The 14,102-nt window shown below is 57.8% G+C and carries 8 protein-coding genes; 2 read left to right on the top strand and 6 right to left on the bottom strand.

Annotated elements, in window-relative coordinates; all coding sequences use genetic code 11:
• Positions 1 to 12 precede the first annotated feature (12 nt).
• On the bottom strand, positions 13 to 2,091 hold the full coding sequence (malQ, locus tag N6P30_RS07755) for a 4-alpha-glucanotransferase (protein WP_023294726.1): 2,079 nt from the start codon (positions 2,089 to 2,091) through the stop codon (positions 13 to 15).
• A 9-nt stretch (positions 2,092 to 2,100) separates the two neighbouring features.
• Positions 2,101 to 4,494 (bottom strand): maltodextrin phosphorylase, encoded by a 2,394-nt coding sequence (malP, locus tag N6P30_RS07750; RefSeq protein WP_023294727.1) that lies wholly within the window; start codon positions 4,492 to 4,494, stop codon positions 2,101 to 2,103.
• A gap of 589 nt (positions 4,495 to 5,083) precedes the next feature.
• Here malP and malT point away from each other — a divergent pair.
• Positions 5,084 to 7,789, top strand: a complete 2,706-nt coding sequence (gene malT / locus N6P30_RS07745; protein WP_008503059.1) for an HTH-type transcriptional regulator MalT — start codon at positions 5,084 to 5,086, stop codon at positions 7,787 to 7,789.
• 85 nt (positions 7,790 to 7,874) lie between these two features.
• Here malT and N6P30_RS07740 read toward each other — a convergent pair whose 3' ends face one another.
• Genes N6P30_RS07740 through glpE form a run of 3 tightly spaced genes read right to left on the bottom strand, consistent with a single transcriptional unit; the run spans position 7,875 to position 9,860 of the window.
• A complete protein-coding gene (locus tag N6P30_RS07740) occupies positions 7,875 to 8,633 on the bottom strand; it encodes a DeoR/GlpR family transcriptional regulator (RefSeq protein ID WP_008503060.1) in 759 nt (252 codons plus the stop codon).
• A gap of 16 nt (positions 8,634 to 8,649) precedes the next feature.
• On the bottom strand, positions 8,650 to 9,480 hold the full coding sequence (glpG, locus tag N6P30_RS07735) for a rhomboid family intramembrane serine protease GlpG (protein WP_023294729.1): 831 nt from the start codon (positions 9,478 to 9,480) through the stop codon (positions 8,650 to 8,652).
• A gap of 47 nt (positions 9,481 to 9,527) precedes the next feature.
• Complete coding sequence (glpE, locus tag N6P30_RS07730) at positions 9,528 to 9,860, bottom strand: thiosulfate sulfurtransferase GlpE (RefSeq protein ID WP_008503062.1); 333 nt, start codon at positions 9,858 to 9,860, stop codon at positions 9,528 to 9,530.
• 188 nt (positions 9,861 to 10,048) lie between these two features.
• On the opposite strand from glpE, the gene glpD reads away from it, so the two are divergent.
• Complete coding sequence (glpD, locus tag N6P30_RS07725; protein WP_021242183.1) at positions 10,049 to 11,557, top strand: glycerol-3-phosphate dehydrogenase; 1,509 nt, start codon at positions 10,049 to 10,051, stop codon at positions 11,555 to 11,557.
• Positions 11,558 to 11,645: 88 nt separating this feature from the next.
• Here the strand turns inward: glpD and glgP are convergent, their stop codons facing one another.
• Complete coding sequence (glgP, locus tag N6P30_RS07720; RefSeq protein WP_008503064.1) at positions 11,646 to 14,093, bottom strand: glycogen phosphorylase; 2,448 nt, start codon at positions 14,091 to 14,093, stop codon at positions 11,646 to 11,648.
• Positions 14,094 to 14,102 lie beyond the last annotated feature (9 nt).

The raw sequence follows: 14,102 nt of genomic DNA, 5'->3' as shown, positions 1-14,102 counted from the left end.
GCGGGTTTTTTATTACTTCTTACCAGCAGCTTTTCGCCGCTTATCCAAATCCTTAATCAGCCTGTTCACCCCGTCATCGGCAAACATCGCCTCAAGCGTGGTGGACAGCTTGCGACGCCAGTTCTTGTACTGATAGCTGGTACCCGGAATGTTCACCGGCTCCGCCATATCAATCCAGTCTTCCGGCTGCAGGCCCAGCAGGGCGCTGTTGCTGTCGGCAATATAGCGCTGCAAACCGCGGTTGAGTGTCGCAGTCATCGCCATCAGCGACGCTTTATGCCCGGCGCGCTTCGGCAGACAGCCATGCTTATGCAGCGCATCCAGCAGCCCCTGTTTGGAGAGCTCGCGATCCTGATAAAGACCGCGTAACACCTCTTCGTCAGGATACAGGCCCAGCGTTTTGCCAAGGGTCAGATCGCCGCTTTCCCAATAGCCACGAAGCGTAGGAAGGTCATGCGTCGTCGCGACTGCCATTGACTGTTCAGGGTACGCTTGCGGCGCGCGGAAGGTTTTCTCATGGTCGTTTTCAAAATAGAGCACTTTATAGGAGTAGACGCCGCTGTCGCGGAGCTTGCTGACAATCTCCACCGGCACGGTACCGAGATCTTCACCGATCACCATGCACTGGTGACGCTTGCTTTCCAGGGCCAGGATCGACAGCAGATCGTCAACCGGATACTGCACGTATGCCCCGTGATCCGCCGTTTCACCGTACGGGATCCACCACAGGCGCAGCACGGACATCACGTGGTCAATACGCAGCGCCCCGCAGTTCTGCATGTTGGCGCGCAGCAGGTCGATAAACGGCTCGTAGGCGCGCGCCGCCATGACGTGCGGGTCCATCGGCGGTAAGCCCCAGTTCTGGCCGAGCGGCCCCAGGATATCCGGTGGCGCGCCGACGGAGGCCTTCAGGCAGTAGAGTTCACGGTCGCACCAGGTTTCCGCGCCGCCCTCTGCCACACCTACGGCCAGATCGCGGTACAGGCCAATCGGCATTTTATAGCCCTGGCTCACCTGCCAGCAGGCGGCAAACTGGCTGTACGCCAGCCACTGCAGCCACAGGTAGAAGTCCACTTCATCGGCATATTTTTTACAGAACGCTTTCACTTCCGGCGTATCGACGGATTGATACGCTTCAGGCCAGACCGGCCAGCCCCAGCGCATTTCGTCCTCTTTCACCTGATACGCGTGCAGCGCATCGAACGCCGCCTGCCAGTACAGGCTCTCGCCCTCCTGCGTCACGAACTGGCGGAACGCCGCCATCTGCTCGTCATCGCGCTGCGAAAAGCCTTTCCACGCCAGACGCAGCGCGGCCATTTTCAGCGCCGTGACGGTGGAATAGTCCACCCAGTCGGCTTCGCGCGCCTGCTTCAGCGCCTGCTGCGTGGTACTGAGTTTCCACCAGGCCTGCGCCTCCTGGCTGTTTTTGAAGTCATCTAAGGCGTTAACGTCGATATAAATCACGTTCAGCCAGCGACGGGAGGACGGGCTGTACGGGCTGGCACTCTCCGGGTTGGCCGGATAGAGGGCGTGGATCGGGTTGAGGCCGATAAACGCGCCGCCGCGCTCGCCCACGGATGCCAGCATGTTCTTCAGATCGCCAAAATCACCGATCCCCCAGTTGCTGTCGGAGCGCAGCGTATAGAGCTGCACGCAGGCGCCCCACAGCTTTTTCCCTTCGAGCAGCGCCTGCGGCTCGTAGCAGCGTTTTGGCGCGACGATCACCCGGCAGTGGAAACGCCGATCGTCCTGGGTGAGCGTCAGGGTGTGGTAGCCCTCCGGCAGCTTCGCCGGAAGGTTAAGGGTTTTGCCGCCGGTGGCGTGGCCTTTGTGCTGATGCCCCTCTTCGGTCGTGAGCAGCCAGCTAAACTCGCCGCGCCCTTCCACCGCGAGCGGCATCTTTTTACCTGCGGTGAATACCTTCACGTTCGGCACCGGCGCAGCCGACGCTTTCGCGTCGGTTTTGTGCATGGCATCCAGCAAACGTCTTTTGGTGTCGGCGCCAATAGACTGTGGTTTGCCGTGAGCATTAATGTAACTGAGGCTAATTCCCGCCGCCTGCGCGGCACTGTCCAGACGTTTACTCTCCATCGCGCTTCCTTAGCGTTTTGCCTGCCAGATACGGGCCTGATAATCACGGATTGAGCGGTCAGAGCTGAACATGCCGCAGCGGGCGGTGTTCAGGATGCACGCGCGGGTCCACGCTTCCTGGTCACGGTACAGCACGTCGACCTGTTTTTGCGCTTCAACGTAGGCCGTGAAGTCCGCCATCACCAGATACGGGTCACCGCCGTGTTTGTCCATGCTGTGCAGCATCTGGTCAAACGCGTGCTTGTCGCCGTCGCTGTATTTGCCGCTCTCCAGCTCCTTCAGCACCGCGTCCAGCACTTTGTCTTTCTTACGCCATTTCACCGGGTCGTAGCCTTTGGCCTTGATGGCTTTCACCTCTTCCACGGTGTGGCCGAAGATAAAGATATTCTCTTCGCCCACCTTCTCGGCGATTTCGACGTTCGCCCCGTCCAGCGTGCCGACGGTCAGCGCGCCGTTCAGCGCCAGCTTCATATTGCCGGTACCGGAGGCTTCTTTTCCTGCGGTTGAGATCTGCTCGGAGATATCCGCCGCCGGGATCAGCATTTCAGCCGCCGAGACGCAGTAATCCGGCAGGAACACCACCTTCAGCTTGTCACCCACGTTCGGATCGCTGTTGATCGCCGCCGCCACTTTATTGATGGCGAGGATAATGTTTTTCGCCAGGTAGTAGCCCGGCGCCGCCTTCGCGCCGAACAGGAACACGCGCGGCACGCGGTCAGCCTGCGGGTTCTCGCGGATCTCTTTGTACAGCGCCAGAATGTGCAGCAGGTTCAGGTGCTGACGTTTGTACTCGTGCAGGCGTTTGATCTGGATATCGAAAATCGCATTTGGGTTGATCTCAATCCCGGTGCGCGCTTTCACGAACGCCGCCAGGCGAACTTTGTTCTCCAGCTTGATCGCGCGGTACTGTTCGCGGAATTTCGCGTCGTCAGCGTATTTTTCCAGGTTGATGAGCTGGTCCAGATCGTTGGCCCACTCTTTCTTCAGGGTCTTATCCAGCAGGCCAGCCAGCAGCGGGTTGCACTGCTTGATCCAGCGACGCGGCGTAATGCCGTTGGTCACGTTGTGGAATTTGGTCGGCCACAGCTGGTGGTATTCCGGGAAGAGATCTTTGACCACCAGATCCGAGTGCAGCGCCGCCACGCCGTTCACCGCAAAGCCGCTCACTACGCACATGTTCGCCATGCGTACCTGCTTATCGTGAACCACCGCCAGCTTCGCCCAGACCGCTTTGTTGCCCGGCCAGGTTTTATCCACCAGGGTTTTAAACTGGTCGTTAATCTTGTTGATGATCTGCATGTGGCGCGGCAGCAGCGCTTTCACCAGCTTCTCATCCCAGCACTCAAGCGCTTCTGGCATCAGGGTGTGGTTGGTGTAGGCAAAGGTACGGCTGGTGATGGCCCAGGCGTCGTCCCAGCTCAGCTGATGCTCGTCAATCAGCACGCGCAGCAGTTCCGGGATGGCAATGGTCGGGTGCGTGTCGTTGAGCTGAATGACTTCGAAGTCCGGCAGCTGCGCCAGCTTGCGGCCCGCCAGGTGATGGCGACGAAGAATGTCCGCCACGGAGCAGGCGCACTGGAAGTACTGCTGCATCAGGCGCAGCTTTTTACCGGCCAGGTGGTTGTCGTTCGGGTAGAGAACTTTGGTCAGCTTCTCGGCGTCGATGCCCTGCTGCTCGGCACGCAGGAAATCGCCGTCGTTAAATTTGGTCAGGTTAAACGGATGGGCGTGCTTCGCCTGCCACAGACGCAGCGGCTGCGCCACGCCGTTACGGTAGCCAAGCACCGGCAGATCCCAGGCTTCGCCGGTAATGATGAACGCAGGTTCCCAGAGGCCTTGTTTCGTCACTTTCCCGCCAATGCCAACCTGCACGTCCAGCTGCGCGTTATGGCGGAACCACGGGTAGGTATTGCGATGCCAGTCGTCCGGCGCTTCCATCTGATGGCCGTCAGCGAAGGACTGACGGAACAGGCCGTACTGGTAGTTCAGACCGTAACCAATCGCCGACTGGCCGACGGTCGCCATGGAATCCAGGAAACAGGCCGCCAGACGACCCAGGCCACCGTTGCCCAACGCCGGGTCAATCTCTTCTTCCAGCAGATTGGTCAGGTTAATGTCGTGTTCTTTAAGAACGTCACCAACCTCCTGATACCAGCCGAGGTTCAACAGGTTGTTGCCCGTCAGACGGCCAATCAGGAACTCCATTGAAATGTAGTTTACATGGCGCTGCCCGTTTGCCGGTTTTGCCAGAGGTTGAGCATCCAGCTGCTCTGCGAGCGCACCGCTCACTGCCTGCCACCACTGGTGAGGCGTCATCTCGTTTGCAGCATGAAGGCCAAAACGCTGCCACTGACGCGTCAGGGCAGCCTGGAATTGAGCTTTGTTGAAGGTAGGCTGTGACATAGGGGATCGGCATCCTTTAGAAAGAAAACACAAGTTGGCGCTAGTGTGCCTGGCTCATTTCACCTCTTCCTCCTCCCGTAGGGGATTAGACAGGGAGGAGTAGCGGGGATGAGCAGAAAAGTGTGATCAAGGCCACTCTCAGAGCATAGTTCGAGTGTGCCCGGAAGATAAAAAAGTAACCGAGGAGAATGTCAAAGAAATGAAATGCAGTTTCGGATGAAATTAAACCCTGCCGAAATAATTACTTACCTGGAATAATATTTTTGCAACAGGATGTCATGACGATGAAAGATATTATTCTCGCTGAACTTTACCCACACTTTATTAAATTTGACGTCACTATCCCTTCCTGAAACCAGTTTCAGCGCAGCCGCAGTACAACCATACAAGCCAGCATTGACGCGGCATTAAAGCCCTTTCCAGAAAGTTCCATCATCTGCCTGAATGTTTTGTGACAGAGTGCAAATTCAGAGCCACCAAATCCAGACATAACTTGCAATAGTTCTCTTTCTGACCGACCTTATATCGTATTAATTACGAAGCGCAAAAAAAAATAAAATCTCTCGTTCCCCACAGTGAAGTGAAACCTATGTTGATTCCGTCTAAATTAAGTCGCCCGGTTCGTCTTGACCATACAGTGGTCCGCGAGCGTCTGTTGGCTAAACTTTCCGGCGCGCATAATTTCCGACTGGCGCTGGTTACGAGCCCTGCAGGTTATGGAAAAACAACGCTCATCTCGCAATGGGCCGCAGGTAAGAGCGATCTTGGCTGGTACTCCCTTGATGAGGGCGATAACCAGCAAGAACGTTTTGCCAGCTATCTGATTGCCGCCATACAGCAAGCCACCCATGGACACTGCGTCGCCAGTGAGGTGATGGTGCAAAAGCGCCAGTACGCCAGCCTGTCCTCCCTTTTCTCTCAGCTGTTTATCGAACTGGCTGAATGGCATCGCCCGCTTTACGTGGTGATTGATGATTACCATCTCATCACTAACCCGGTGATTCATGAATCGATGCGTTTCTTCCTGCGCCATCAGCCGGAAAACCTGACGTTAGTGGTGCTGTCACGCAACCTGCCGCAGTTGGGTATTGCCAACCTGCGCGTGCGCGATCAGCTTCTGGAAGTGGGTAGCCAACAGCTTGCTTTTACCCACCAGGAAGCGAAACAGTTCTTCGACTGCCGCCTGAACTCACCGATTGAGGCCGCCGAAAGCAGCCGTCTGTGTGATGACGTCGCGGGCTGGGCAACGGCGCTGCAGCTGATTGCCCTCTCTGCCCGGCAAAACAACAGTCCGGCGCACCAGTCAGCGCGCCGTCTGGCCGGCATCAACGCCAGCCACCTTTCTGATTACCTGGTGGATGAGGTGCTGGACAGCGTCGATCCCTCGACGCGTAATTTCCTGCTGAAAAGCTCGCTGCTGCGCTCCATGAACGATGCGCTGATCGTGCGGGTAACGGGCTGTGAAAACGGTCAGCTTCAGCTCGAAGAGATTGAACGTCAGGGCCTTTTCCTGACGCGCATGGACGATCCCGGCGAGTGGTTTAGCTATCATCCGCTGTTTGGTAGCTTCCTGCGCCAGCGCTGTCAGTGGGAGCTGGCGGTTGAACTGCCGGAGATCCACCGCGCCGCTGCCGAAAGCTGGATGGCACAGGGCTTCCCGAGCGAGGCCATCCACCACGCGCTCGCCGCCGGGGATGCCAGCATGCTGCGCGATATCCTCCTCAATCACGCGTGGGGCCTGTTTAACCACAGCGAGCTGACCCTGCTGGAAGAGTCCCTCAAAGCCCTGCCGTGGGAAAGCCTGCTGGAGAATCCGCGTCTGGTGCTGCTGCAGGCCTGGCTGATGCAGAGCCAGCATCGCTACAGCGAAGTGAACACCCTGCTGGCGCGCGCCGAGCAGGAGATGGAAAGCGAGATGGATACCACCCTGCACGGCGAGTTCAACGCGCTGCGCGCTCAGGTGGCCATTAACGACGGCGACCCGGACGAAGCGGAACGGCTGGCAATGGTCGCGCTGGATGAACTGCCGCTGGCCAACTTCTACAGCCGCATCGTGGCGACCTCCGTACACGGCGAAGTGCTGCACTGCAAAGGCGATCTCACGCGCTCGCTTTCACTGATGCAGCAAACCGAACAGATGGCGCGTCGTCATGATGTCTGGCACTACGCGCTGTGGAGCCTGATCCAGCAGAGCGAGATTTTATTCGCGCAGGGGTTCCTGCAGGCCGCCTGGGAAAACCAGGAGAAAGCGTTCCAGCTGATTCGCGAGCAGCATCTGGAACAGCTGCCGATGCACGAGTTCCTGCTGCGTATTCGCGCTCAATTACTGTGGGCATGGTCGCGTCTGGATGAAGCAGAAAGCTGCGCCCGCCAGGGTGTGGATGTTCTTTCCAGTTTCCAGCCTCAGCAGCAGCTGCAGTGCCTGGCGCTGCTGGTGCAGTGCTCGCTGGCGCGCGGCGATCTCGATAACGCCCGCAACCATCTTAACCGCCTGGAAAACCTGCTCGGCAACGGCCAGTATCATAGCGACTGGGTGTCAAACGCCGATAAGGTCCGGGTGATTTACTGGCAGATGACCGGCGATAAAAAATCCGCCGCCAACTGGCTGCGTCAGACGCCAAAACCGGAATTTGCCAACAACCACTTCCTGCAGAGCCAGTGGCGCAACATTGCCCGCGCGCAGATCCTGCTCGGTGAATTAGAGCCCGCTGAGATTGTGCTGGAAGAGCTGAACGAGAACGCGCGCAGCCTGCGCCTGATGAGCGACCTGAACCGCAACCTGCTGCTGCAAAATCAGCTATACTGGCAGGCGGGCCGTAAAAACGATGCCCAGCGCGTGCTGCTGGAGGCGCTACAGCTGGCTAACCGCACCGGGTTTATCAGCCACTTTGTGATTGAAGGGGAAGTGATGGCCCAGCAGCTGCGTCAGCTTATTCAGCTCAACACGCTGCCGGAGCTGGATCAGCATCGCGCCCAGCGCATTCTGCGCGAGATTAACCAGCATCATCGCCACAAGTTTGCGCATTTCGATGAGAACTTCGTTGAACGTCTGCTAAACCACCCTGAAGTGCCGGAGCTTATCCGCACCAGTCCGCTTACCCAGCGCGAATGGCAGGTTCTGGGGCTGATCTATTCAGGCTACAGCAACGAGCAGATTGCCGGCGAGCTGGCGGTGGCGGCGACCACCATCAAAACGCATATCCGCAACCTGTACCAGAAGCTGGGCGTGGCGCATCGACAGGATGCGGTGCAGCATGCGCAGCAGCTGTTGAAGATGATGGGGTACGGAGTTTAGTTTTGTGCGGTCTGATGCCCTCTCCCACAGGGAGAGGGAAAACAATTTGTAGGTCGGGTAAGCGCAGCGCCACCCGACACAACCGTTAGCACAGTTCCAGCTGCAAATTATTATCTTTAATTACCTGCATCACGCCCGCCGGCGGCATCACGTCGGTATAGACCGCATCCACCATGCTGATGCTGCCCATGTTCACCATCGCGTTACGGCCAAACTTCGAGTGATCCACCACCAGCATCACGTGGCGTGAGTTTTCAATGATCGCGCGCTTGGTGCGCACCTCGTGGTAATCAAACTCCAGCAGCGAACCGTCGCTGTCGATGCCGCTGATGCCCAGAATGCCGAAGTCGAGGCGGAACTGAGAGATAAAGTCGAGGGTCGCTTCACCGATAATCCCGCCGTCGCGGCTGCGTAGCTCGCCGCCCGCGAGGATGATGCGGAAATCGTCTTTTTGCATCAGGGTATTGGCGACGTTCAGGTTGTTGGTGACCACGCGCAGGTTCTCGTGATCCAGCAGCGCATGGGCGACCGCTTCCGGCGTGGTGCCGATATCAATAAACAGCGTCGCCCCGTTCGGGATCTGGCTGGCGACCTTGCGGGCAATGCGCTCTTTCTCCGCCGTCTGCGTCGCTTTTCGGTCGTGCCAGGAGGTGTTGACCGAGCTGGACGGCAGCGCCGCGCCGCCGTGGTGGCGAAGGATGCGGTTCTGATCGGCCAGGTCGTTCAGGTCACGACGGATGGTTTGTGGGCTGACGGCAAACTGCTCCACCAGCTCTTCGGTGCTGACGTATCCCTGTTTTTTTACCAGTTCGATAATGGCGTCATGACGTTGTGTTTGTTTCATCAATTATCCCTGAGAATTATGTTCGTTTTCGCGCATGGAGCGTGTCGGCAAAGGCCATCGCCAGCCCCACGGCCAGCCCGGCGACGTGCGCACCGTTGGCGATAGACATACCAAACAGATCAAACCATCCGGCAATTAGCCATATTAACGCAAAGGTTATCAATCCGCGTTGCAGATAGATGCCGCTTTGCGGATCGCGCTCCCCGCGAAGCCAGACGTAGCCCATCAGGGCATAGACGACACCCGACAGCCCGCCAAACCACGGGCCGCTGAACTTGTGCTGTACGTAGCCGCTCAACAGGGCGCTGATGATGGTGATAACGATCAGCTTGCCGCTGCCCAGACGCTTTTCAACGGCACCGCCGAGATACCACCACCAGAGCAGGTTAAAGAGGATATGCATCACCGAGAAGTGCATCAGCGCGTGGCTAAAGTAGCGCCAGACGTCAAATTCAAGCGACGGATCATAGGGCCACGCCAGGGCAATCATCACGCTCTGGTCGCCGACCACGTTCATGATAATAAAGACGATGATGCAGGCCGCCATCAGCAGCAGCGTAAACGGGCCCGCGCGCTCGCGAAGGGTGGCAAGGAAGGGAAAGCGGCTGTATTGCAATCCGCTGCCGGTCTGGCCGGATTGCCAGCTGGCCGCGAGATAGCGCGGGTCGCCAGGGTTCTCAAGAAAACGCGCCAGCTCCTCGTTTACCCGCCCGGCCTGGCTCTCATCGGCCAGCCAGACGTCGGTCTGCGTATGTTGCTGAATAGTCAGAATAACGCCCTGCGTCGCCATATAGTCGACAAACGCCTGGGCGACGCGCGGGTTGGTAAAAGAGGTGATCATCAACATGGGCAGCGGTCGCTTATTTCCACACAAAAGGGGACAGTATAGCGGGATCAGCGCTCAAACGCGTATTCCACTTCCGCCGGGAAATGACGATGCCAGGCATCGAAACCGCCATCGACGCTGTAAACCGCGTCGTAACCCTGCTGAAGCAGGTACTGCGCCGCGCCTTTGCTGCTGTTGCCGTGATAGCACATGACCATCACCGGCGTGTCGAAGTCGTTATCGCGCATAAACGCGCCCAGCGTGTCGTTGGTGAGATGGAACGCGCCCGGCGTATGGCCCATCGCAAAACTCTGCGGATCGCGGATGTCCACCAGCACCGCTTTTCCCTGGTGCATCTTCTGGTGGGCTTCTTCTACGTTAATACATTCAAACTGATCCATGGTGTTCTCTTTACAGTGGTCAACGACAAGATTTTACCCCGTAGTGTACGTCCTGGCGGCGGGTAAACGCCATTATGTTATCCATATCACTCTAAATTGTTTTTTTGATGTTACCAAAAGCGCGTTCCTTTGCTATTATGAGCGATATCGAACATTTCTGAGCTTTAACGAAAGTGCATGAGGGTGTTATGGAAACCAAAGATCTGATTGTGATAGGCGGTGGCATCAACGGTGCCGGTATTGCGGTCGATGCCGCAGGACGCGGTTTATCCGTACTGATGCTGGAAGCTAACGATCTCGCCTGCGCGACGTCGTCCGCCAGCTCCAAACTGATTCACGGTGGCCTGCGCTACCTGGAACACTACGAATTCCGCCTGGTCAGTGAAGCGCTGGCCGAACGTGAAGTGCTGCTGAAAATGGCCCCGCATCTGGCGATTCCGATGCGCTTCCGCCTGCCCCATCGCCCGCATCTGCGTCCGGCGTGGATGATCCGAATTGGTCTGTTTATGTACGATCATCTGGGTAAACGCACCAGCCTCCCGGGTTCGAAAGGTTTGCGTTTTGGCTCAGAATCGGTCCTTAAGCCTGAAATCGTGCGCGGATTCGAATATTCCGACTGCTGGGTAGACGATGCCCGCCTGGTGCTGGCGAACGCGCAGATGGTTGAGAAGAAAGGCGGCGAGGTGAAAACCCGCACTCGCGCGACCGCTGCCCGTCGTGAAAACGGCCTGTGGATTGTCGAGGCGGAAGATATCGATACCGGCGAGAAGTTCAGCTGGAAAGCGCGCGGCCTGGTGAACGCCACCGGCCCGTGGGTGAAGCAGTTCTTTGACGACGGCATGCATCTGCCATCCCCGTACGGCATCCGCCTGATAAAGGGCAGCCACATTGTGGTGCCGCGCGTGCATACCCAGAAGCAGGCCTACATCTTGCAGAACGAAGACAAGCGCATCGTGTTCGTCATCCCGTGGATGGACGAATTCTCGATCATCGGTACCACCGACGTGGAGTACAAAGGCGATCCGAAGAACGTCGAGATCGACGAGAGCGAAGTCAACTACCTGCTTAAAGTGTATAACGCGCACTTTAAGAAACAGCTGTCGCGCGACGACGTGGTCTGGACCTACTCCGGCGTGCGTCCGCTGTGCGATGACGAATCCGACTCACCGCAGGCCATCACCCGCGACTATACGCTCGATATTCACGACGTAGACGGTCAGGCGCCGCTGCTGTCCGTGTTTGGCGGCAAGCTCACCACCTACCGCAAGCTGGCCGAGCACGCGCTGGAAAAACTGGCGCCGTACTATAAAGGCATTGGCCCGGCATGGACCAAAGGCGCGGTTCTGCCCGGCGGTGATATCGGCGATAACCGCGATGATTACGCCGCGAAGCTGCGCCGTCGCTTCCCGTTCATCACCGAAGGGATGGCGCGCCACTATGCCCGCACCTACGGCAGCAATACCGAGCTGATCCTGGGTGATGCAAAAGAGATTGCCGATCTGGGCGAGCATTTCGGCCACGAGCTGTACGAAGCCGAGCTGCGTTATCTGGTTGAGCACGAGTGGGTGCGTCGTCTGGATGATGCTATCTGGCGCCGTACCAAAGAAGGGATGTGGCTCAACGCCGAACAGCAGTCTCGCGTGGCGCAGTGGTTGCTGCAACATGCAGCGAAACGCGAGCTGTCGCTGGCGTCTTGATGCAAAAAAACGCCCGGTGGCGCTACGCTTACCGGGCCTACGGGATCAAGTAGGCCGGGTAAGGCGAAGCCGCCACCCGGCTTTGTTTTTACAACCTCACCGGATCAATATGCCAGATCGTCTCGGCATACTCCTTGATGGTCCTGTCTGACGAGAAATAGCCCATATTGGCGATGTTGTACATCGCGGCGCTGGTCCACTTCTCAGGCTGGCGATACAGTTCGTCCACCTTATCCTGACAGTCGACGTAGCTGCGGTAATCCGCCAGCACCTGGTAGTGATCGCCAAAGTTAATCAGCGAATCCACCAGATCGCGGTAGCGGCTCGGTTCATCAGGGCTAAACACGCCGGTTGCAATCTGCGTCAGCACCTGACGCAACTCTTCATCCTCTTCGTAATACTGACGCGGCGAGTAGCCTTTCCTGCGCAGCGCCTCTACCTCTTCCGTCGTATTACCGAAGATAAAGATATTCTCTTCGCCCACGTGCTCCAGCATCTCGACGTTCGCCCCGTCCAGCGTGCCGATGGTCAGCGCGCCGTTAAGGGCAAACTTCATGTTACTGGTGCCGGATGCCTCCGTGCCCGCCGTGGAAATCTGCTCAGAGAGATCCGCCGCCGGGATGATCAGCTGCGCCAGGCTGACGCTGTAGTTCGGAATGAACACCACCTTCAGCTTGTCGCCAATATCCGGATCCTGGTTAACCACCTTCGCCACGTCGTTGATGAGATGAATTATGTGCTTCGCCATGTAGTAGGCCGACGCCGCCTTACCGGCGAAGATCTTCACGCGCGGCACCCATTCGGCCGTCGGGTCGGCCTTAATGCGGTTGTAATGGGTGATCACGTGCAGCACGTTCATCAGCTGACGCTTGTATTCGTGGATGCGTTTGATCTGAACGTCGAACAGCGCTTTCGGGTTTGCCACCACGTTCAGGTGCATCGCCAGCCAGACCGCCAGACGCTTTTTGTTCAGCAGCTTGGCTTCGCGCACGGCTTTGTTCACCGTCGGGAAATCAATATGCTGTTCCAGCTCGCTCAGCTGGCTCAAATCGGTACGCCAGGTGCGGCCGATATTCTCGTCCAGCACCTCAGAGAGCGGCTGGTTGGCCAGCGCCAGCCAGCGGCGCGGGGTGACGCCGTTGGTCACGTTGCAGAACCGCGTCGGGAAGATCTTCGCGAAGTCCGCAAACAGCGACTGCACCATCAGGTTCGAGTGGAGCTCGGACACGCCGTTGACCTTGTGGCTGATGACAACCGCCAGCCAGGCCATGCGCACGCGACGACCGTTCGACTCATCAATGATGGACGCGCGGCTCAGCAGGCCGGTATCGTTCGGATACTGCTCCTGCAGCGTCTTGAGGAAGTAGTCGTTAATCTCAAAGATAATCTGCAGATGGCGCGGCAGGATTTTGCCAAGCATGTCCACCGGCCACGTCTCCAGCGCTTCGCTCATCAGCGTGTGGTTGGTGTACGAGAACACCTGGCAGGTCACCTCAAAGGCGTCGTCCCAGCTGAACTTATGCTCGTCGATCAGCAGGCGCATCAGCTCCGGAATAGAGAGCACCGGGTGGGTGTCATTAAGGTGGATCGCGGTTTTTTCCGCCAGGTTGGCGTAGGTTTTGTGCAGCTGATGGTGGCGGCTGAGGATGTCCTGAATGGTCGCCGAAACGAGGAAATACTCCTGACGCAGGCGCAGCTCGCGGCCTGAGTAGGTCGAGTCATCCGGGTACAGCACGCGGGATACGTTCTCGGAGTGGTTTTTATCCTCCACCGCCGCGAAGTAGTCACCCTGGTTAAATTTACCGAGGTTAATTTCGCTACTGGCCTGAGCGCTCCACAGGCGCAGCGTGTTGGTGGCATCGGTGTCGTAGCCGGGGATGATCTGGTCGTAGGCCACGGCCAGGATCTCTTCCGTTTCCACCCAGCGGGATTTTTTTCCTTCCTGCTGAATACGCCCGCCAAAGCGCACCTTGTAGCGCGTGTTGTGGCGCTTGAACTCCCACGGGTTGCCGTACTCCAGCCAGTAGTCCGGGGACTCTTTCTGACGCCCGTCGACGATGTTTTGCTTGAACATGCCGTAATCGTAGCGAATACCGTAGCCGCGGCCCGGCAGCGCCAGCGTCGCCAGCGAGTCGAGGAAGCAGGCGGCAAGACGTCCCAGACCGCCGTTACCGAGGCCCGGGTCGTTCTCTTCGTCGATCAGTTCTTCTAAATCTAACCCCATCTCTTCCAGTGCGGTTTTGACGTCGTCATAAATACCGAGCGACAACAGCGCATTGGACAGCGTGCGGCCAATCAAAAATTCCATCGACAGATAGTAAACCTGACGCGTCTCCTGCGAGAGCTGGGCGCGGTTTGAGCGCAGCCAGCGTTCAACTAAGCGGTCGCGCACCGCAAACAGGGTGGCGTTCAGCCACTCGTGCTTGTTGGCAATAACCGGATCTTTCCCGATGGTGAACATCAGCTTGTAGGCGATGGAGTGCTTTAACGCCTCAACGCTGAGCGTGGGTGAAGAGTAGCTAAATGGAGCGTTCATATCAGTAAC

The sequence above is a fragment of the Enterobacter sp. PL1 genome, assembly GCF_945957325.1.
Lineage (GTDB): Bacteria > Pseudomonadota > Gammaproteobacteria > Enterobacterales > Enterobacteriaceae > Enterobacter > Enterobacter roggenkampii.
The sequence above is the reverse complement of the archived record's forward strand: the minus strand, read 5'-3'. Positions and strand labels throughout refer to the sequence as shown.